Annotated in this window: 12 protein-coding genes and 1 rRNA gene; 9 read left to right on the forward strand and 4 right to left on the reverse strand. The window is 60.1% G+C overall.

What is annotated here, in order from left to right:
* Nucleotides 1-19: 19 nt before the first annotated feature.
* Both CJEIK_RS00420 and CJEIK_RS00425 read left to right on the forward strand, forming a co-directional pair.
* Nucleotides 20-397, forward strand: a complete 378-nt coding sequence (locus tag CJEIK_RS00420) for an RNA-binding S4 domain-containing protein (RefSeq protein WP_005292723.1) — start codon at nucleotides 20-22, stop codon at nucleotides 395-397.
* Between the two features lie 99 nt (nucleotides 398-496).
* Nucleotides 497-1,342: a VOC family protein gene (locus CJEIK_RS00425; RefSeq protein WP_034964150.1), complete on the forward strand. Its 846-nt coding sequence runs from the start codon at nucleotides 497-499 to the stop codon at nucleotides 1,340-1,342.
* A gap of 58 nt (nucleotides 1,343-1,400) precedes the next feature.
* Here CJEIK_RS00425 and CJEIK_RS00430 read toward each other — a convergent pair whose 3' ends face one another.
* Complete coding sequence (locus tag CJEIK_RS00430; protein WP_034964278.1) at nucleotides 1,401-3,503, reverse strand: M13 family metallopeptidase; 2,103 nt, start codon at nucleotides 3,501-3,503, stop codon at nucleotides 1,401-1,403.
* Nucleotides 3,504-3,795: 292 nt separating this feature from the next.
* On the opposite strand from CJEIK_RS00430, the gene CJEIK_RS00435 reads away from it, so the two are divergent.
* The 3 genes from CJEIK_RS00435 (at nucleotide 3,796) to CJEIK_RS00445 (ending at nucleotide 6,961) form a co-directional block, all read left to right on the forward strand.
* Nucleotides 3,796-4,461 carry a hypothetical protein gene (locus tag CJEIK_RS00435; protein WP_005292737.1) on the forward strand — a complete coding sequence of 222 codons (666 nt, stop codon included), beginning with the start codon at nucleotides 3,796-3,798 and terminating at the stop codon, nucleotides 4,459-4,461.
* Nucleotides 4,454-5,422: a PrsW family intramembrane metalloprotease gene (locus CJEIK_RS00440; RefSeq protein WP_005292739.1), complete on the forward strand. Its 969-nt coding sequence runs from the start codon at nucleotides 4,454-4,456 to the stop codon at nucleotides 5,420-5,422. The genes CJEIK_RS00435 and CJEIK_RS00440 overlap by 8 nt, the downstream gene beginning before the upstream one ends.
* Before the next feature lie 123 nt (nucleotides 5,423-5,545).
* On the forward strand, nucleotides 5,546-6,961 hold the full coding sequence (locus CJEIK_RS00445; RefSeq protein WP_011272836.1) for a glycoside hydrolase family 25 protein: 1,416 nt from the start codon (nucleotides 5,546-5,548) through the stop codon (nucleotides 6,959-6,961).
* Nucleotides 6,962-7,578: 617 nt separating this feature from the next.
* Here the strand turns inward: CJEIK_RS00445 and CJEIK_RS00450 are convergent.
* The 3 genes from CJEIK_RS00450 to CJEIK_RS00460 form a co-directional block, all read right to left on the reverse strand.
* A complete protein-coding gene (locus CJEIK_RS00450) occupies nucleotides 7,579-11,043 on the reverse strand; it encodes an arabinosyltransferase domain-containing protein (protein ID WP_005292743.1) in 3,465 nt (1,154 codons plus the stop codon).
* Between the two features lie 140 nt (nucleotides 11,044-11,183).
* A complete protein-coding gene (locus CJEIK_RS00455) occupies nucleotides 11,184-13,211 on the reverse strand; it encodes a galactan 5-O-arabinofuranosyltransferase (RefSeq protein ID WP_005292746.1) in 2,028 nt (675 codons plus the stop codon).
* A gap of 82 nt (nucleotides 13,212-13,293) precedes the next feature.
* Nucleotides 13,294-14,661 (reverse strand): NYN domain-containing protein, encoded by a 1,368-nt coding sequence (locus tag CJEIK_RS00460; protein ID WP_005292747.1) that lies wholly within the window; start codon nucleotides 14,659-14,661, stop codon nucleotides 13,294-13,296.
* A 187-nt stretch (nucleotides 14,662-14,848) separates the two neighbouring features.
* On the opposite strand from CJEIK_RS00460, the gene CJEIK_RS00465 reads away from it, so the two are divergent.
* The 4 genes from CJEIK_RS00465 to CJEIK_RS00480 all read left to right on the forward strand — a co-directional run bounded on the left by CJEIK_RS00465 (nucleotide 14,849) and on the right by CJEIK_RS00480 (nucleotide 19,680).
* Nucleotides 14,849-15,223 carry a GntR family transcriptional regulator gene (locus CJEIK_RS00465; RefSeq protein ID WP_005292749.1) on the forward strand — a complete coding sequence of 125 codons (375 nt, stop codon included), beginning with the start codon at nucleotides 14,849-14,851 and terminating at the stop codon, nucleotides 15,221-15,223.
* The gene (locus CJEIK_RS00470) at nucleotides 15,220-16,152 is read left to right on the forward strand and encodes an ATP-binding cassette domain-containing protein (RefSeq protein WP_005292751.1); all 933 of its coding nucleotides are present in this window, start codon (nucleotides 15,220-15,222) and stop codon (nucleotides 16,150-16,152) included. Before CJEIK_RS00465 ends, CJEIK_RS00470 begins: the two co-directional genes overlap by 4 nt.
* Before the next feature lie 53 nt (nucleotides 16,153-16,205).
* A complete protein-coding gene (locus CJEIK_RS00475; RefSeq protein ID WP_005292752.1) occupies nucleotides 16,206-17,453 on the forward strand; it encodes a hypothetical protein in 1,248 nt (415 codons plus the stop codon).
* Between the two features lie 699 nt (nucleotides 17,454-18,152).
* Nucleotides 18,153-19,680 (forward strand): 16S ribosomal RNA (locus tag CJEIK_RS00480).
* The last annotated feature ends 318 nt before the right edge of the window (nucleotides 19,681-19,998 follow it).

Consider the following 19,998-nt stretch of genomic DNA (forward strand, 5'->3'; position numbering starts at 1 on the left):
GCCCGCTAGACTGAGGCTCATGGAGTTTCCAGAGGTCAGCATTCGCGATTCCGAAATCAAGCTGGGGCAATTCATCAAATTGGCGAACCTGGTGGAGACCGGCGGGGAGGCCAAAGAGGCCATCGCCGCCGGTGTTGTGCAGGTCAACGGTGCGGTGGATACCCGCCGGGGCAAGACGCTGCGCGGGGGCGACGAGGTGACCCTGGTGGATGCGGAAACCGGCGACGTGGTGGCAGGAGCCGTGGTGGCTGCTGCGAACGGCGCAGAAGACGCCGGCACGGAATCGGACGACGACCTCGGAGAGTTTTTCGACGAGTCCACCGCGGACGATGATTTCGACCCGGAGAAGTGGCGCAACGTCAGCCTGGAGGATGTCCGCGAGGATAACGCGATCTAGCGTTAGCCGATCGCCTGGCCGGCGGGGGCCGGGTTGGCGTCAACAAAAAAACAACAGTTAGCCCCCAACAAGAACACAAGAAAGAGCAATGGAGGAACCATGCCTGCAATGATCGCCCAGCCCGGAATGCCCGTATGGCTGGACCTGGCCAGCACCGACGCGGCCGGAGCGGAAAAATTCTACAGCGAGTTACTGGGCTGGGAGTTCGAGCAGGTCTCCGACGGCTACACCGTGGCGAAAAAGCAGGGCATGCCGGTGGCGGGCATCGCGCAGATCCCAGAGGGCAACCGGTCTGTGTGGGGAGTGCTGCTGTACACCCCGGACGTGCAGCAGGCGCACGACAAGGCCGTGCAGGCGGGGGCGAAGTCCGTGCTGGAGCCGCAGGGGCTCGGCGACCGTGGCGATATGGCCATCATCGTCGACCCGTCGGGGGCCACGATCGGTTTACGCAACCCCGCGGACGAGCATGCGTTGATCGCCGCGGGCGAGCCCGGAACCCCGGTGTGGTTCGAGCTGATGGTGGCCCAGAACTGGGATACGACACTGGAGTTCTACCACGAGCTGGCGGGCTGGGACATCAAGGCCATGGGGGATGGCGCTGGGGAGAGCGCAGGGGATGGCGCGGGGGCTGAGGAGTTCCGCTATGCCACCGGCGAGTTCGACGGTGCGGCCGTAGTTGGCCTGTGGGATACCTCCAAGCTGGAAGTGCCTGGAATGTGGACCGTTTACCTGGGCGTGGCGGATGTGGATGCCGCCATTGCTAGCACGCCGGAGCTGGGCGGAAAGGTGATTCGCCCGGCCTGGGAATCCGAGTTCGGCCGCATGGCCACCATCGAGGATCCGACGGGCGCTCTGGTGAACCTCTGCGAGATCGAGGAGTTCGTCCCCGACGAGGACGCACACGAGCCGGACCTGCTGGCCCCGGAGAACTTCCAGGCGTTTTAGCGCGCCGGGCTGGGCGGCTGGCTGGCTCCGGCGCGCTCGGCAAGTCCAGCGGGCGCCGCTACCAGATGCAGACGCGCTCGTCCTCGGCCAGCCACATGCCGTCGCCCTCGGAGACGTCGAAGGCCTCGTAGAACTCCGCGATGTTGCTGGAGACCACGTTGCAGCGGAACTCCGCCGGCGAGTGCGGGTCGATGGAGGCGTACTGCGCCGCCATCTGCGGGCGGATCGCGGTCTGCCAGATCCGCGCCCAGCGCAGGAACACGCGCTGCAGGACGGTGTACTCGGTTGTGTCCGGGTTGCCGTCGGCATCCAGCAGCCCCTCGACCGGGAGCTTCTCCGCTGTCTCGAAGGTCTGCCCCTGATCTGCCAGGTAGCGGCGGAGAGCCACGATGGCGATGCCCAATCCGCCGAGGTCACCGATGTTCTCGCCCAGGGTGAAGCTGCCGTTGACGGTGTGCTCGGTGATGCCGCGCTGGCGCAGACCCGTCGGCACCAGGCCGTCGTACTGGGCCACCAGCTTGTCGGTCAGCGCGGTGAATGCCTCGCGATCCTCCTCGGTCCACCAGGAGTTCAAGTTTCCGTCGCCGTCGTACTTCGACCCCTGATCGTCGAAGCCGTGGCCGATCTCGTGGCCAATCACCGCGCCGATGGCGCCGAAATTGCCGGCCATGTCCGCCGCCGGGTCGAAGAACGGCGGGCGCAGGATCGCCGCCGGGAATGTGATGTCGTTCTTTACCGGGTTGTAGAACGCATTCACCGTCTGCGGAGTGGTGAACCAGGTCTCGTTGTCGCTGGGTTTACCCAGCTTGGAAACCTCGTAGTTGTGATTGAAGCGGCTCGCCGCGCGCACATTCGCCAGCAGATCCGCGCCGGTGGAACCGAACTCCAGCCCGTCGAAGTCGCGCCACTTATCCGGATAGCCGATCTTCGCCTCGAACTTCTCCAGCTTCGCTAGCGCCTTCTCGCGGGTCGCGGGGGTCATCCAAGCTAGCTCGCTGATGCGCTCGCGGTAGGCGGCGATCAGGTAGTCCACCAGCTCCAGCATCTTCTGCTTGTGCTCCGGCGGGAAGTGCTCGGCGACGAACTTCTTGCCGACTTCCTCGCCCACGGCGCCCTCGACCAGTGCGACGCCGCGCTTCCACCGCGCCCGCTGCTCCGTGGCTCCGGACAGGGTGCGCCCGTAGAACTCCCAGTTCCGTAGGTTCACCTCCGTCGGCAGGTAGGCCGCGCTGCTCAAGATCACTCGCCAGTATGCCCATAGCTTCCACTCGTCCAGACCACTGACCTGTGGATTCTCGCCCGCACCGGCGGCCATTGCCGCGACGTGCTCCAGGTAGCTAGGCTGGCACACCACAATGGTGGCCCCGCCAGCACTCTGTGTATCCACGCCGGTGGCCGCCAGCCACTCACGGAAGGGGAAGCCCGTCGGCAGGTCCTCAACCTTCGTCGGGTTATAAGTCTTCTCCGCATCGCGGCTGGCTACGTTGTCCCAGTGTCCGCGCGCCAGCTCGGTCTCGAAAGCGAAGATCGCATCCGCCGCCGCAGTTGCGCCCGCATCTGCGTACTTTCCGGGTAGCTCTAGCTCGCTGACCAGACCCAACATGTCCTCTACGAACTCGCGGTAGGCCTCGCGGGTGGGCGCGTGCTGCTCCTCTCGGTAGTACGCCTCATCCGGCAGCCCCAGTCCGGTCTGCACCAGGTAGGCACGCTCGATGTCCTGGCTGGAATCCTTCTCGATCCAATATCCCGCAACACCACCGATGCCCTCCATATCGAGCCTGCCGAGCACCTTGGCCAGGTCGCTGACCGAGGTGGCGTCATTAATAAGCCCCAAGGGCTCCCGCAGGCCGGCCAGACCCGCGGCGGCGATGCCCTGCACGTCCATAAAAGAGGAGTACAGGGCGCCCACGCGGCCGTTCGGTTCGTCGGTGGCGGCGGCCTCTACGATCTCGCGAACCTCCTGCTCAGCTAGGTCGCGCAGCTGGTGGAAAGTGCCGTCGACGGGGCGGTCGCTGGGGATCTTGTGGGTCGCCAGCCAAGTGCCGTTGACGTGCCGGTACAGATCCTGCGCGGGCGAAGGTTGGGTGGCCTCGCCGGCTTGGTTCTGTGGCGCGGCCTCGGAGATGTCGTCCGGAATTTCTACAGTGTTGTTTTCTACCATGGCCACCACCTTAGACACCTTAAACACCATTGCGGACAGGATGTCCGGCACAGTGGTTAGGCTATGGCGTATGTTCCATCATTCCGCGCCACAGGGGCCACCAGCCCGCCCACAACAGCGTCCACCGGCCCCGGCCTCTCTGACCCCAGCCCCGTCGATGCCGCCCCCAAGGCCGGCCAAGCCTGCCCCGCCGACCACGTATCGCCCTGCGCCGACCAGTCCAAAGCAGCGCGGTGCCTACTCGGCCTATCTTTTAGGGATACTGTTGTTGCTGGTTGGAGGAGTTTTTGTTGTGGACGCCACCCTGGAGGACGAGCCTAAATCCCTGACCGTCGCGGAAGGGATGGAAGGCTCAATCCTCACCTATTCCGAATGGCCACTGCGGTTTGCGTCTCTGGAGGAGTGCCATGACTCGCCCGGCCTGGGGCGCCCCGGGGTGATGCAACTGGATTGTGATGGGGAGAGCTACGGCGTGACCGGCCTTTCGGGCGTGGACGTGAAGGGCGGCGAGGAACCCATCTCCCAGGCCGTGAACCGCGCTGTACGGGCGCTGGTTTTCCAGGACGGTGTGGAGCTGCAGTCGATTGACGTACAGAAAAGCATCTCGGGGGAAAGCCGAGAGCTATTGAAAAAGATGCAGGTCAAACAACTGCGTGTGACGGACATCTACAAGCTGGGTAAGAAGCAGTTCATGGCGGTTGCGTTTGTGCGGGACCCGGACGCGGGCTCACCAGAGGCCGGTGGGAAAGCAGGCGACGGCTCAAACGATGGTACCGGCGGAGAACCCAATGGCGGACTGGAGCACAGCCTCGAACCCGACGGCGCGGCCCCGATAGTGGTGGTGCAGATGCCGGTGAAGTCGGCGTCACTGGAAAAACAGTTAGAACAGATCGACGAGCTAGTGCGCGGCATCAGCCTGGATGACAACGCAGAAAGCGCAGGTGAGTCCAATGTTTAAGACGCGCAATTACCGCGTGTTCGAGGTGCCGCTCGAGTTTCACATGAAGCACCCGCCTCAGCAGCGGCCGAAACTGCGATTGTTCCGCGACGGCTGGCTGGCTGCTTATTGGCTGTTAGTAGTTCCGAGCCTCGTAATGTCCGTGTTCCTACTGATCGGCAACAACCCTTCGAAGGTGAGCCCTACGCTGGGGCTAGTGCTGCTGATCGGCGCACTACACCTGGCAGGGGTGCTGCTGTGCTTGTGGGCGCTGCCGATATATAGAGGAACGCCTAAGCGGTTGGTTGTGCTGGCAGTGCTGTGGGGTGGGGTGGCATCTGTGGTGTTGGCAGCGGTAGTAATTCAGCCGCCGGTGGTGAGCACTGTGGACAAGCTGGGCTGGCACGGGCTTACGGCCAGTTTCGGTGGCGCTTACCCGGAAGAGATCGCCAAGGGGCTGGGCATCTGGCTACTGCTGTGGATGGGGCGCGCATGGTGGAATCGTCCGTGGCATGGCATCATCGCCGGATTGCTGGTGGGGCTGGGGTTCGAAGTCTTCGAGAACATGATGTACGCGATGATGCTGGCAGTGATGGATCCGGTGTCTGACATGCAAGGTGCCTTGTCTACGTACCTTGTGCGCGTGATTGCCGGGCCTGCGAAGCACATGATGTTCAGTGCATTGGTCGGCTACGGGATTGGCCTGGCGATGTTCGTGGGTGCGAGGGCGGGGAAGCCGCGCAGTGTCGCTTGGCGCCTGGGTGCGGTCGTTTTGTGGGGCGGCCTTGGCTTTTTGACGCACTTTGCTTGGAATGTTCGCTGGCTAGATGTGTCGCCGGGCTTTCAGCTGCTGTGGATGGGCATTGTGTGGGTGGTGTTGGTGGCGCTCACGGTAGGGGCGATTGTGTGGACGAGTGTGGAGTTCCTGCGGTGGAAGAAGCGCGGTATTTGCCCAGCTGTGACGATATATCAACGAATGTGACGAATGTCACATGGGCTGCTGACCAGGGGTTTTGCCTGTAGTGCTTTCGTGGGGTGAATAATGTGTTCCGTGGGGTTTGCGTGAATAATGTGAAACCTGTGGTTTTTGGGTATGGTGTGATTCATGATTTCACTGCCATGGCGCCGCTCCACGCGCACGTCCGTACCGAAACGCCTCACCGCAACGGCACTCGCTGGCTCCGCTTTGACGGTTGCAGCGCTCGTCGCCACCGATGTCGTACCCGTCCCCTCGTGGGCGCTCAATGGCATCGACGTTGCCTCTCACCAGCACCCAGGTGGTGCCGCCATCGACTGGACTGCCGTGAAGCAGTCCGGCCAGTCCTTCGTCTTCGTCAAGGCGACCGAGGGCACGTCCTACACCAACCCGGCATTCACCACGGACTCCGCAAAGGCACAGCAGGCTGGCTTGGTTCCGGGCAGCTACCACTACGCTCGCCCGGGCGAGGGTAACCCGCGTGCCGAAGCTCGCCACTACGCCAGCGTCCTGGCCACTGGTGTGCAGCCTTCGCTGCCCCCGGTCCTGGACCTGGAGGAACACGGGGGCATGAACCCGACCCAGTTGCAAAACTGGGTCCGCGAGTGGATTGACGAGATTAAGGTTCAGACCGGCCGCGATCCGATCATCTACACCTACTACAGCTTCTGGATCCAGCGGATGGCCAACACCACTGAATTCTCCGAGTACCCGCTGTGGCTGGCCTACTACCGCGACACTCTGCCGGATAAGATTCCGGGTGGCTGGGATCACGTGACCTTCTGGCAGTACTCCGGCTCCGGCAACGTAAATGGCGTGCAGACGCAGGTGGATCTGAATAAGTACTACGGCGACGACGCTGCCTTGAACGCTCTAGCATCGGGCATGCCTGCGAATACTGCCGCAGGTCAGGCTTCTCAGGCGATGGATCCGATCCGTCCTGCTGTCGAGGGCGAAGCTGAGGTTGCCAACAAGATCGAGCATGCCACCGGCGTGAATGTCCCGTTGGCTTCTGACTTCATGATGCAGTTGCTGGGTGTCATCGGTGGCCGCGTGTCCCCGGATGTGTTGCTGACCCAGGGTAAGCAGCAGCTGCAGGGTATGGACCCGGCGCAAGTTGCCGGTTCGGTCGGCGGTCCGGACCAGGGCGCTCAGGCTTCCGGCTCCGTTAAGACCGCTCAGGAGGTTCTGACCGCCTACACCGCACTGTCCGGTGCATTGAAGGAATTCAACGCTGGCGGAAACAAGCTGCCGGTTGAGGCCATCCTGAAGCTGGTTCAGGGCTACGCGGGCGCTGGCGGCCAGGGCGGTCAGGGTGGCACCGTGAGCATTGGCCAGGTTCTGAATCTGCTGCAGCAGTTCGGCGGTATCTCCAACTGGAGCGCCAAGCTGGAGAACGGCGAAGTCCAGCCCGATGCGAATGCCTTCGCTGAGCTGGCAGACGCCGCCAAGACTGCGAACCCGGATGCTTCCGCTCCGGCGGCTGCTGCCCAGGCTCCGGCTGCCCCGGTTCCGCCGGCAGCTCCGGCTCCCGCTGCTAACTAACTTAATCGTCAGTGCTTTGCGTCTGGCTAAGCACACGGAGCTCCCGAGCTAGTTGAACTGCGGAGCCAGCGAGCTCGCGGCTAAGGAAATAAAGCGTCGCCCTAACCGGGCGGCGCTTTTTGCATCGCATCCCCCGCTTCTGCAGTCCTTCGTTGCTTTCGTATCCCCGCCGCGGTGGGCTGGCACCGAGGCGGATGTCCCAAATCTTCCACTCTGTTTTTATAGCCATCTATTTCTGCAGGTCAGAGGTTCGTAGATTTTTGCTGCAAAGGCGCTACTCGTCGAAAGTGGAAGATTTCGGACATCGCTCCTCTAACACGAGGCATCCGTCACGGCACTGCAGCACTGCGGCATGGAGGCAACGCGGCATTGCTGCGTTCCGTGCCCCGTGCCCCGTGCCCCGTGCGCCGTGGCCTCGCCACGGCGCTGAGGCATCATGCCGCAGGGGAGTCCTCGGGCTGTGGAGGGCGCAGGGGTCCTAGGGTCATGCATTAGCGCCAGCGCATGATAAGCGCCCGCGCATGATAAGCGCGCGCATGAAAAGGCACCAAGGCATGGAAAAAGGGCGGGGTGGTGAAATCCACCCCGCCCACGTCCCGGAACTTTGTCTAAGGAACCTAGTCCGAGAACTTCATCGGCCCGTTGTACCAGAGCCCGGAGCGCTTATCCGTCTCCGTATCCAGCTTCACCGGCTTTGGCTTATCGCCGTTCGCATTCGGGAACGGGGTCAGCTTGTCCAGCACGCCCCAGTCTCGCTGCCAGTCATCCTGTAGGTAGGTCGGTATCTCTTCGGCCTGTGAGGTCATCTGCACCAGTCCGTAGGAGCCGCCGCCGGAGTAGTCCATCACCGGCGTGTGGTTGCTGCGCACGTCGTGGTCCGGCGAAATGCGGAACTCAGCTGCCTCTGCCACGCCGGCCCAGTGGTCGTACGGCTTCTGGCACGGGAACTGGAACGCAATCGTCCAGTCCAGCAGCGTCGGAGCCTCAGAGCCCACGTAGTCGTTGAGCGACTCCATCTCCGGTACGCGTGGTGGCGTAATGGCAATCCACTGTGCGGGCGTCAGGTTCGGGTCGTTCGCCACAATACGAACCGAGTCCGCATCCTCCGGTACCTGATCCATAGGGATTCGCAGGTTACGCCACTCAGGTGCATAGCCCGGATCCAGCGGGATCTGCTCGCCGAGCACCTCAAAGTCCTCGGCCTTCTTGGAGCCACCGGACTTGCCGAACTGAACCTTGATCTCCTGGCCATACTTAAAGATGCCGTCCATGTCGAAGTGCCCGACCTGTCCGGCCACGCTGAACACAAGCAGCGGCAGGCCCTCGCGGTCCTCCGGCAGGCTGTACCAGCTAGTCGTGGTATTCGCGGGCGTCTGCAGCCCCTCGGTGTACGAGCCCACCACCGGCACCTTGTTCGCGTCGATTCCGAACGGCAGCACGGCATAAGACCCGTTCACGCCCTTGGTTGCCTTCAAGCCACCAGTGGTGCCGGATGCGTCGTTGCCGTCGACGTTGCTCTTCTTGTTGTCGGACTCGTTCGTTGTCCTATCTTGTGACGCCGCATTCTGCGTGTCATCACTGTCAGAGGAAGCGTTCGAATCATTGGAGCTGGAATTCTCGCTGCGGAACTGCTCGGTGGAGCCCACGGTTGCCTGGGAGTCGCTGGACGACTTGGAGTCAATTTTCGCGGGGATGTTGTTTGGCTCGAAGCCGCGCCCTCCGCCGCTGGTTAGGGACTCCTTCAGGGAGCTTCCGTCAGCGGGTTTGAGGAAGGAGTCGTTGGTGTTGGTCTCCACCAGGACGTCTGCGGCCTGGTTACAGGTCTGGCCAGTAAGGGCCATTACGTTGCCCTTGCCCACGGAGTAGGCGGGCCACTGGCTGACCATGCCCTTTGTAAGAGATGCCAGCGTGAAAACGACCGTAAAGGCCGTCAGTACGGCGATCGGCGCGGCCGTCAAGCCACGGAAGCGGTGAAGCTTTTTGTTCTCGGCCAGCTGCAGATCGGCCACTTCCGACTTGGTGGTGGCACGGGCGCGTTTGGCGTCAGCAAGAAAACCAACGATCGCTCCCCAGACAAGGACCACAACAGATACACCGAGCATCACGCTGCTAGCGGTGGTACCGGAAATCTGCACCGGCTTGTCCCACCATGGCACGCCGTACGAGGACAGGTACCACCAACCATTCGGGCCGGCGAGGGTGAAGGCGAACAGCATCAGGGTAGAGCCCAGGAACAGCAGCTGGTTTCGCCTGGTCTGCAGTGCGAAGCGCGAAGCGGCGACGGCAGCCAGGGCCGTCAGCGCCGCGCCGATGCCCGCGAACACGCCGAAGTGGTGGGTCCACTTGGTGGGCGTGAACGTCATGAAGAAGAGCGTGCCGAGAATGATCAGCAACAGGCGGGTGGATGGTGCCTTCGCCACACCGGAAATGCGTCCATTGCGCAAAATGGCAGCCACGACGATGCCGAGGCAGAAGAACAGCATCACCATGGTGAAGCGGCGCGGGAAGCTGCCGTCGACGGTCTGCTCCATGAGCGCCTCGTAGCGGCGGAACTCTTCGAACCACTGCAGTGACGGGCCGATCTCACCACGCAGTTTGATAGCTTCCGTGACTGTGCGCAGTGTCTGGTCTGCGAATACGGCCGTCAGGATCGCGGTGCCGGCGGCCAGGAATGGCGCGATCTGCGCCAAGATGGCGGCGATGACCGTCTTCTTCGGTGCGCCCTTCGGTGCGCCCAGCAGAGGCAGGCGGCGAGTGAGAATGCGGATCAGTGCACCCAGGGAGGCGAGCAGAGCGGAGACGGCCATAAGGCCGGTCGGGCCGGCGCCCAGCGCCAGGGTGGCGATGATCGTGCCGATTGCGGCGGGAAGTAAGCGGTGGGTGGCGATGGCCCGTTCGAAGGAGACCCAGGCCATCAGAGAGAGTACGGCGATGATTGGTTCTGGGCGAGTGCCGTTGTTGAAAGTCATCCAGAACAGCAGGAATGTGGCCGCCATGGTCCAGTGGGCAACCTGGCGCTGGTTGATCTTTGCACCCAGGCGGGGCATGACCTCACGGGAAAGGATCAGCCACGTGACGATGCCCGCGATCAGAGAGGGGAGTCGCATCCAGATGGATGCGGAGGTGACGTGAGCCATCAGTGCCAGCAAGTCGTAGAACGGCGAGCCGAAGGGGGATTCCGGTACGCCGAACCATCGGTAATAGTTGGCCATGTAACCGGACTCGTGGGAGGCCTTAGCCATGGTCAGCAGGTAGCCGTCATCCGACGTGTTGGCGCCGACGAAGTACCAGGCCAGAAGAACAAAGCCGACCACGCCGTCGAGCGGACGAGGCTTCCACCAGTTGCGGTGGAATAGACGGCGGGATGTGGTCCGCTTGTCGAGGATGTCGATGCGGTATAGGCAGAACAGTGCGATTGCAGTGGAGATAATGCCTACGAAGACGGCCAGATATTTGATGGCCGACGGGGAGGAGGTGAAGCGCGAATCGACGGTGACGTGTGCCTGAAAGCCTGCGTCGATCGTGCTGTTGGAATTCTTCTCCGTGTTTTTGATGTCCGTGTAGATGCCGGTCAGGGCGGGGCGGACGTCGTCCTTGATAGTGGAATCCAGTACGTAGTCCAGGTGCTTGTCTGCGTCCGGGACCCAGGCGTGGGTGGATTCGTAGTTAGAGGTGATGCGCAGTTTCGCGTCGTCTGGCAGTTTCTGCAGAGCGTCCTTATTAATGGACAGCGGAACGACGTTGCGCACGACGACGTCGAGGCTGTCGTCGGTGGAACGGACGAACAAACCGCGAAGAGTGGCCTCTGTAGATTCTGGCGGAAGGGTGGACAGAATGTTCGTCGCACCGCTTTCCAAGCTACGAACTTCCCGGATAGGGACCGTGATGTCTACGTCTTGGGGAACGTAGGAAATCAGGGGCGCCTGGACGGATGTGAGGTCATCGTCCTGTGGCCAGTTGAAAGAGGACTGTACCTGGTTTACAGGCAGGAAAGGCAAAGAAACGAACATCACCATGCCGATGAGGCCGGAGATGATGGACGCTAACTTTAGTTTCCCTGTTGGCTGCTGAACTTTAGACACAACAGGTAATTGTAGGCCACGGTCGGGCTAACGCAGAACTCAAATTACCTATTCGCCGGGATTTCAGTTAATTCCTGTTGCTTAGAGAGGCTTTTGTGACGCTGCCTACAGTGTCCATCAGCGCTGCCGCACAGTGTCCATCAGCGCTGCCGCACGGCGATTACAAACGGCCCGACCTGGTGCAGATTCCACCCCTCGGAGAACGCGGAGGCATCGAATTGGATCGGGCGGAACCGTACGTTCGGTTGGCTGGGGTACAGGTCATCTGCCACCAGATAAGTAAAAGCGTTGTCGCCGTCCTTCTTGCTATCGGTAGGGTTCAACTGCCCGCGCAGGAGAAGCGCGTCGGGTGCCTTCCATCCGTTTGCCTTCTCTGCGTTGTCCATTGCGGCCAGCAAATCCTTGGGATTCGTGATCTTGCTCCAGCCCTCGATCTCCTCGTTGCGGCGGGCGAAGTCACCCAACGGGTTGGCGTAGTGCGTGGTAAAGGCCTGGTAGGCGTGGTACGGGTAGTAGGCCATAAAGGTCTTCTCATCCGTGAGCAGTACCTTGCCAGAGCGGCCACCGAGTTCCTTGGAAAGCACTTCGTCTACTTGCGAGTAGTAGACGGCGGAATCGCCCGGAAGCTTGTCCGCGCGTTTTCCGTCGCCGTCAGTGTCGGTGTAGGCCGTGTCGATGTAGCTTTCGTGTACGAAGGGGATTTGCGTTGCATAGTGAATTCCGCAAACGGCAATCATAATGGCCATTACGCGGCTAACTAGTACGCCGCTTTCCGGCTTCCGGCCGGCCGCAACCGTAAATTGCGGAACGTGCACCAGCCGCCAATCCGTTATGGCGAGCACACCCGAAACGGCGAGGATAATGCTAATTGGTACAGCCACGCGGAAGCCCAGCAGGGTGGTACCGAAGACCGTCACTAGCAGTGACAGAATCACCCATGCGTAGCAGACAAAAAGGCCGAGAGTTAGGGTGCGGACGTCGCCGTCTTTGCGGCGGAATACCATCCAGATCAGTGCAATGACGGAGAGGATGCCGATGGCCGCGGACTCAAAGAACGGAGTGGGCACCTGTGTAGCAACTTCGGGCAGGTAGTGCTGCGCGGTACTGGTGGGGCCATGCGGTTTGGTGGCCAGGCTCCACAGGTACGGTGCCCAGCCGAGTAGGGCAATTGCAATGGACCCCACGCCGATTGTCACCAGCCGGATCAGCGGCTTGATGCCGCGTACCGCAATTGCAGTGACCACGGCAATTACCACCACTGTCAGTGCCGAGATGGCGGTATACAGCGTGTAGAGGTTGGCTGAAAGCCCCAGGTAGATTATGGATCCAAGAAGTGCGGCGCGCCCTCCGTGCAGTGCGCGTCCGGCGAGGATAAATGCCGGCGGCATACCCATTGCCACGATCGCCGCATAGGGCTCGTCGCCGCCGACCGTCAGGGTAACCGCAGCTGTCACCATTGCCAGTGCACTGGCGGTCGGCAAGGATCCGCTGATGCGCTGCCACACTGGTACCAGCATGCTGGCGGTCATGGCCATCGTGATGATTGCCCAGGGTTGCATCGCTACCCACCCAGCCAGGCCGAAGGTGCGGGCGAATAATCCGCCGCTGAAGAACCACAGGCCGGGGTAGAAAGATGGCTGATCGATGTAAGCCATGTCCTCCCAGCCCAGCTGGTCGGTCATGCGGGTGAGGAATTGCGTGCGAAATGCCTGGTCTACGCTGATTCCACCGAGGTAAAGCTGGGTTGCTGCTAGTGGAATTCCCAGCGCTGCCAGTACTAGCACGGCGGGGGCAAGGTGCATGACTAGCTGCAGCAGGACGGAGGCCCATCCGCGCAGAGCCGGCCGTTGCGCCCCCCGTGCGCCCGTGCCCCGCGTGCCCTTAGTTGGCCCGCTGAGCATCCACTTCGCGGGGTAGATCCACCAGTAGCAAGCCAGTCCAGTGAGCACCACCAAGACGGTTATGGCTGCAGTAGTTAGCCCGCGCAGTACGAAGCTATTGGTAAAGGCGGGGAAGTTCGTGTGCGACATCAGGTACCACCCCACGGTGGTCCCGGCGAATGTAAGTGCGCCGGTTACTACGAATCGCACGAGGGTTTGGCGTATGGACAGTGCGTCCTTAGTAAAAGGAACCGTCCGATCGGCCTGTGTGGCGGAACTTGAGCTCATTGCCTCATTCTTGCACACGCCTCGGACAACCCTTGCTGGCTGAAGCTGTGTGCGCGGGTTGTGTCCGTCACGTCCAGTTGTTTTATCGCAGCATGATTGCGCGAATTCCTGAGTGGAACCCGTCGCGCAGGCCTACGCGTTGGGTTTCGGAGAGCGTGTACTCGTGCAACGTTTCGCAGGCAAATTGCAGCAGCGGCCGGTCGATCTCCGGCGGCAGTCCGCCGCCCGACAGCAGGTGGGCATTGTCGCGTTGTTCCTCGTTTGCCACGTTGTCGTACCACCACACCGCGTATTGCTGACCGATATCGGAGGGGCTCTGTTCCCCTGCGGTCGCCCACACCTCGTTGGGTAGAGGCACGTAGCGGCTGCGCAGCTTGCGGTGGCGCGCCATCATGCCGGGGTTCGGGCGCGGCTTCGGCTTGGGTGCTTCTGTATCTGTTTCTTGTGTTTCTGCTGTCCTATTTGGTGACGCCGCCGTTTCCGGCCCGGCCGCCGCCTCAGCTGATGCGTTGACCTCGGCCGCTGCGGGTTGCGTGTTCTGTGCAGCCGCGGCCGCTCCAGTTGCAGGTTCCGTTGTAGTTTCCGTGGCAGATTGAGTTGCCGGAGTTGGGGTGGCCTGTTGGTTCACGCTCGGATGGGTGGCGCCCCGAGAGGTGGCTGCAGGACCGCTGCGCACAGGTTCCGGAATCTGCGGAGTGGACGGGGCCTTCGGCTTGGCAGCGTCGCTGGGAGCACAGTCCTCGCCGGTGTCATTCTCGCAAGCATCGGTGGGAGCATCGGTGGGAGCATCAGTGGGAGCGTTGGCGGAGGTGAGCACGCACGGGCTCGAGTCCGTGGGTTCTTCCGCGTCGCCCAACGGCTTGTCTTCGGGTTGTTCGGGTTGTTCGCCAGCCGGCAGAGGGCCTTCCAATACCTGCAAGCGCATGGTGTCGCGGAAGTCTTCGCGCGGATCCAGGATTGTGGTCGTATCGCAGGCGAAGCGCAGAGCGGAGGACATGGAATCCCAGCCGAAGCCATATAGGTGCACACGGATGCCTGCCGCGACGGCTTCTTCCACACCGGGCAGCATGTCGGCGTCACCAGAAACGAGCACGATGTCGGATACCTGGCGCTTCATCGCGGCGATAACGATGTCCGCGACCAGGCGTGTATCGACTGCTTTTTGGGTGCGGCGGTCGCCCCATTCGATCAGCTGGCCCGCTCGCAGTTGCACGCCCGGCTCGCTACGCAGCGAGCGCTGGTAGCGGTGAGGGCCGGAGTCGGGGATGCCGTCGTACCAAAACTGCCGGTGAACGGGCTGTTTTAGTTGGTCCTGGATCATTTGGCCGAGGACCGCCACAACCTCCGGAAGGTCGATCTCTAACTGGGCGCGGGCCCCGGTGTCCCAGGAGTTATAAAAGCTCGCTAACAGGTAAGACGTGTCGACATAGACCTGAGTTCGTTCCAACATTGTTCATTGCTCTTTTCGTTTCGTTCGTAACTAGTTCTTGCGTGTTCTTTCCCTCTAGCATGCCTGAAAACTTTGTTGTATGGTTAGTTACACAAGTAACCAACCAACTAACTAAGTGTGTTGAGAATGCATTGAGGCGCAGAGCGCACTAGGAACTTGTTAAACAGCCCACGGAAGGAGGTGTCCCATGAATGAATCGTCTACTCCGCTTTTTCAGCAGGTCGCGGACCTCATCGCGGACGCGATCGTGGATGGGTCGCTTCCTGAGGGCGAACGCGCACCATCGACAAATGAACTCGCAGAATTTCACAGCATCAACCCCGCAACTGCCAGAAAGGGGCTGGCGCTACTCGTTGATCAGGGCGTGTTGGCCAAGAAACGAGGCGTGGGAATGTTCGTTGAACACGGCGCCCGCGAGCGAATCCTGGCCCTACGTAAGGAAGCTTTCGCCGCCAGCTACTTGGTTCCTCTCGTCGACGAAGCCGCCAAGTTGGGCATGAATCGCACACAGTTAAAAACCCTCATGGACAAAGTCGCAGAAAGCCGAGGACTTTACGAATGAACTCCACCCAATCTCCCGGCGCTGGCTCCGACGTCGCTCCCGATATCGAGTTGCGTGACGTCAGGCGCAAGCTCGGCTCCACTCACGCCCTTGATGGCGCGACGGCGCACCTGCCCGGTGGTCGCGTCTATGGCCTAATCGGCCGAAACGGCGCAGGTAAGACCACTTTATTGCGCACAATTGCCGGGCAACTCCGCGCTAAGGGCGAAGTTCTTATTGGCGGCCAGCCGGTCTACGACAACACGCAAGTGCTGAACAGCCTGATCCTTTCTGGTCCCGACGTGCCGTGGCCTTCGGATATCAAGGTCAAACAATTGCTCAGTGTGGTTGCCGCCCGCTGGGAGACCTGGGATCAGCGCTATGCGGACCAGCTCTGCGAAGACTTCGAGGTCGATACGCGCAAACCCCTGTCTAAGCTCTCACGCGGACAAAAGTCCCTGGTCTCGATCGTTATTGGTCTGGCTGCGCAGTGTCCCATCACCCTCCTCGACGAGCCCTACCTTGGCCTTGACGTGCAGAACCGCGAGCTGTTCTACAAGCATCTCTTGCAGGACGTGGAGCGCAATCCCCGCACCTTCATCCTTTCGACTCACCACGTCGAAGACGCCGCCCGCATCCTCGATTCCGTCATCCTCCTCGATAAGGGGCGGATCACGGGAGTCGGAACGCTCGACTCCATCACCGAGCGCATCGCGATTCTCTCTGGTTCCGCCGCGGCCGTCGAAGCCACCCTCGGCGAAGTTGGGGCCACTGGTTCTGTTCTTATGGACGCCACATCCTCCGGCCTACGCCGAATAGTCCTTGACATTCACGGGCTGGAAACCGACAGCGTGCAGGACCTCGCCGCCCGCATTGAGGGCAGCGGGGTTCGCGTAACCAGCGCGGACCTGGAGCAAGCGGTGCTAGCGCTGACCGGAAGGGAGTTCTAGCATTGGAGACCACCTACCGACCTCTGCCTTGGGGAACGCACTGGAAATTGGCCATGCGCCAGCTGCTGCCTAAAGCTGGGAACCTTGGTCTTAGCACCGTGTTCATCCTGCTGATCCTCTTCTTTGCAATGGGCGGCGAGGAAATCAACGGGTTCAAGCTGGGAATATACCTACTATTTGGGCTTTCGCTGGGGCTGCAGCCGATCACCGCAGTGTGGGACAAGGCTCAGCTTCGTGCGCTGGGAATGAGCGTGGCGGATATCCGCCGAAACCTCCTGATAGTCATGCCAATTGCATCGGCACTCGTCTGTGGCGCGATGCTGCTGGGCTACGTCGTTGCGCAAAACTTCGATTGGCACATCCCGGCATTCAGGGTTGTCCTAGGATTCGTCTTCCTCGTGCATGTGGCCAGCATCATCGGGGCTCTGGCACGTGTCGGGGATAATAGTGAGGTCATCAAGGCCGCCAAGAGCGACGCCGAGGAAGACGAGACCGCCCAAGCGGATAAGGCCGCGTTGGTTGGATTGTTAAATACGGAGACGAGGTGGCGTCAACAAGAAAAGAAGGGCAACAACCCCACGGCACTCAACTACCTTGTCCGCTGGCGGATCGACGGCTTCATGGCTTGGGTGCACCTGGCTGGACTCATCGCGATAGTCATCGGTGTGATCGGTTGGTTCACTTCCGGGCTAACGGCTAGTGGGGCGATGTGGCTGTACCCGGCCGCGATGATTCTGCTGGTGGCTGCCTACTACCTCGGTGAGACGCTGAACTCGAGCTTGCGCAATTGGCTGGTGCTTTCGGGTGACCGCCGCAGCTGGTACGCGAAGACTGCTGGACGGCTAGCTCTATGGATGCCGGGAGTGGCTCTATTAGTGCTGATCGGAACGGCGGAGTTCGCGCTGCTGTGTGTGCTGTTCCCGGGAGTGGGCGACGTAGAACTGCAGTTCAGTGGCAAGGGTTTACTGATGACCTTGCTCGTTGCAGCGACAGTGGCAATGGCCTTTGGCTCAGTGGCAATCGAGAGCTTCTGGGTAAGCAACCGCTTCAGCGGATGGATGAAGTGGGTGGCCAGTCTTATAGCCATCATGCTGGTGTCATCAGTGATGGCTGCAATCATCGTCTCGGTTCAAGAAATTGATGAAGCCGGAACCGGTTTGCTGGGGCCTGTTGGCACTATCTTTGGCGCCGTAGCTGTGATGACCATGCTCGTATTTGCGGCACTGCGATGGGGTATCGGGCGCTTCGATACGGCCCATGAGTCAATTCAGGAAAATCTGGGCCTGGATTCGGAGGCCTAGAACACCTCTTAGAAACGGCCTGTGGCCTGCGGGTTTGTGTTTGGTGTGGGGTGTGTGTACATTAATCCAAGTCAGCGCGACACGGCGCCGCGAGTTACACACTCTCGGAACGCTGAAGGTCATAAGCGTCTGGCTAATCACTTTAAAGCTGTAAAAACAGTTCGTGTGTGCGAGTGCAGCGGGTTGTTTACCGGGAATTTGCTTTATTTTCACGGTTGCTTTACACTCGTAATCCGTCGCAACGTGGCTGCCACTGATGATTGTGGTGTGTTTGTTGTGTGCGTAGGTTGTTTGAGAACTCAATAGCGTGATGAACCAAGTTTAGATACTTTGTTGACCAACCTTTGTGTTGATTCTGATGCATTGTATGTCTGTTCACTTTTGTGACTTGTTTCAGTGCTCCACTGGCCCCTATGGATTGTGGGTTGGTGGTGGTTACGCCAGCGTGGTTTTAACGTCTCCACGATATGTAATGTGCGTATCCCAACGAGAGTCGCCTTTTTCTTACGGGTGCTTGTTGGGCTGATGAATAAGTTTTGGAAAGTTGTGGATGTATGTTGTGTCTGATCAATAGCCAGCAGCGTTTTGTGTTGTTGGTGTTGGTTGATGTGATTTATTTATCCTTTTTTCAATTCTTTTGTCAGTAATTTTGTTTTTGTTTGCCTGGTTTTCAGGCTCACCATGTGTCTGATGACAGTTTTTATGGAGAGTTTGATCCTGGCTCAGGACGAACGCTGGCGGCGTGCTTAACACATGCAAGTCGAACGGAAAGGCTCCTTGCTTGCAAGGGGTACTCGAGTGGCGAACGGGTGAGTAACACGTGGGTGATCTGCCTTGCACTTCGGGATAAGCCTGGGAAACTGGGTCTAATACCGGATAGGACCATGCTTTAGTGTGTGTGGTGGAAAGTTTTTTCGGTGCAAGATGAGCCCGCGGCCTATCAGCTTGTTGGTGGGGTAATGGCCTACCAAGGCGACGACGGGTAGCCGGCCTGAGAGGGTGTACGGCCACATTGGGACTGAGACACGGCCCAGACTCCTACGGGAGGCAGCAGTGGGGAATATTGCACAATGGGCGCAAGCCTGATGCAGCGACGCCGCGTGGGGGATGACGGCCTTCGGGTTGTAAACTCCTTTCGCTAGGGAAGAAGCCACTGTGTGGTGACGGTACCTGGATAAGAAGCACCGGCTAACTACGTGCCAGCAGCCGCGGTAATACGTAGGGTGCGAGCGTTGTCCGGAATTACTGGGCGTAAAGAGCTCGTAGGTGGTTTGTCGCGTCGTCTGTGAAATCCCGGGGCTTAACTTCGGGCGTGCAGGCGATACGGGCATAACTAGAGTGCTGTAGGGGAGACTGGAATTCCTGGTGTAGCGGTGAAATGCGCAGATATCAGGAGGAACACCGATGGCGAAGGCAGGTCTCTGGGCAGTTACTGACGCTGAGGAGCGAAAGCATGGGTAGCGAACAGGATTAGATACCCTGGTAGTCCATGCCGTAAACGGTGGGCGCTAGGTGTGGGGGTTTTATTTACGATTCCCGTGCCGTAGCTAACGCATTAAGCGCCCCGCCTGGGGAGTACGGCCGCAAGGCTAAAACTCAAAGGAATTGACGGGGGCCCGCACAAGCGGCGGAGCATGTGGATTAATTCGATGCAACGCGAAGAACCTTACCTGGGCTTGACATACACCGGATCGCTGCAGAGATGTAGTTTCCCTTGTGGCTGGTGTACAGGTGGTGCATGGTTGTCGTCAGCTCGTGTCGTGAGATGTTGGGTTAAGTCCCGCAACGAGCGCAACCCTTGTCTTGTGTTGCCAGCACGTTATGGTGGGGACTCGCGAGAGACTGCCGGGGTTAACTCGGAGGAAGGTGGGGATGACGTCAAATCATCATGCCCCTTATGTCCAGGGCTTCACACATGCTACAATGGTCGGTACAGTGGGTTGCGATACCGTGAGGTGGAGCTAATCCCTTAAAGCCGGTCTCAGTTCGGATTGGAGTCTGCAACTCGACTCCATGAAGTCGGAGTCGCTAGTAATCGCAGATCAGCAACGCTGCGGTGAATACGTTCCCGGGCCTTGTACACACCGCCCGTCGCGTCATGAAAGTTGGTAACACCCGAAGCCAGTGGCCCAAACTTGTTAGGGAGCTGTCGAAGGTGGGATTGGCGATTGGGACGAAGTCGTAACAAGGTAGCCGTACCGGAAGGTGCGGCTGGATCACCTCCTTTCTAAGGAGTATTTATTATTTTTGTTTTGTTTCTGGGTGAATAGGTAGCCGGTTCAACCATCGGTTGGTGGTGGTTGTTGGGTACTGTTTTTGTTCAGGTCGCTTTTTGTTGAAGTGTGGATGTTGTGTGTTGGGGTTGGCACAGTGTTGGGGTTGGCAGAGTTGTTGTTTGGTTTGTCATGTTGTTGGGTGTCTGGGACAATCTGTTGTTCCTGATTGTGGATGCTTTCGATGGGCTGACGGAGTGTTTCGTTGGTGTGTTGTGGGTGTTCAGTGTTGTTTGAGAACTGTATAGTGGACGCGAGTATCTTCTTTTTGT

The sequence above is a fragment of the Corynebacterium jeikeium genome (genome assembly GCF_028609885.1).
Taxonomy (GTDB): Bacteria; Actinomycetota; Actinomycetes; order Mycobacteriales; family Mycobacteriaceae; genus Corynebacterium; species Corynebacterium jeikeium.

Bases quoted from the DNA above. Each gene is read 5' to 3' on its own strand.
- CJEIK_RS00420 (WP_005292723.1), top strand. From the start codon at position 20: ATGGAGTTTCCAGAGGTCAGCATTCGCGATTCCGAAATCAAGCTGGGG.
- CJEIK_RS00425 (WP_034964150.1), top strand. From the start codon at position 497: ATGCCTGCAATGATCGCCCAGCCCGGAATGCCCGTATGGCTGGACCTG.
- CJEIK_RS00430 (WP_034964278.1), bottom strand. From the start codon at position 3,503: ATGGTAGAAAACAACACTGTAGAAATTCCGGACGACATCTCCGAGGCC.
- CJEIK_RS00440 (WP_005292739.1), top strand. From the start codon at position 4,454: ATGTTTAAGACGCGCAATTACCGCGTGTTCGAGGTGCCGCTCGAGTTT.
- CJEIK_RS00445 (WP_011272836.1), top strand. From the start codon at position 5,546: ATGATTTCACTGCCATGGCGCCGCTCCACGCGCACGTCCGTACCGAAA.
- CJEIK_RS00455 (WP_005292746.1), bottom strand. From the start codon at position 13,211: ATGAGCTCAAGTTCCGCCACACAGGCCGATCGGACGGTTCCTTTTACT.
- CJEIK_RS00460 (WP_005292747.1), bottom strand. From the start codon at position 14,661: ATGTTGGAACGAACTCAGGTCTATGTCGACACGTCTTACCTGTTAGCG.
- CJEIK_RS00465 (WP_005292749.1), top strand. From the start codon at position 14,849: ATGAATGAATCGTCTACTCCGCTTTTTCAGCAGGTCGCGGACCTCATC.
- CJEIK_RS00470 (WP_005292751.1), top strand. From the start codon at position 15,220: ATGAACTCCACCCAATCTCCCGGCGCTGGCTCCGACGTCGCTCCCGAT.
- CJEIK_RS00475 (WP_005292752.1), top strand. From the start codon at position 16,206: ATGCGCCAGCTGCTGCCTAAAGCTGGGAACCTTGGTCTTAGCACCGTG.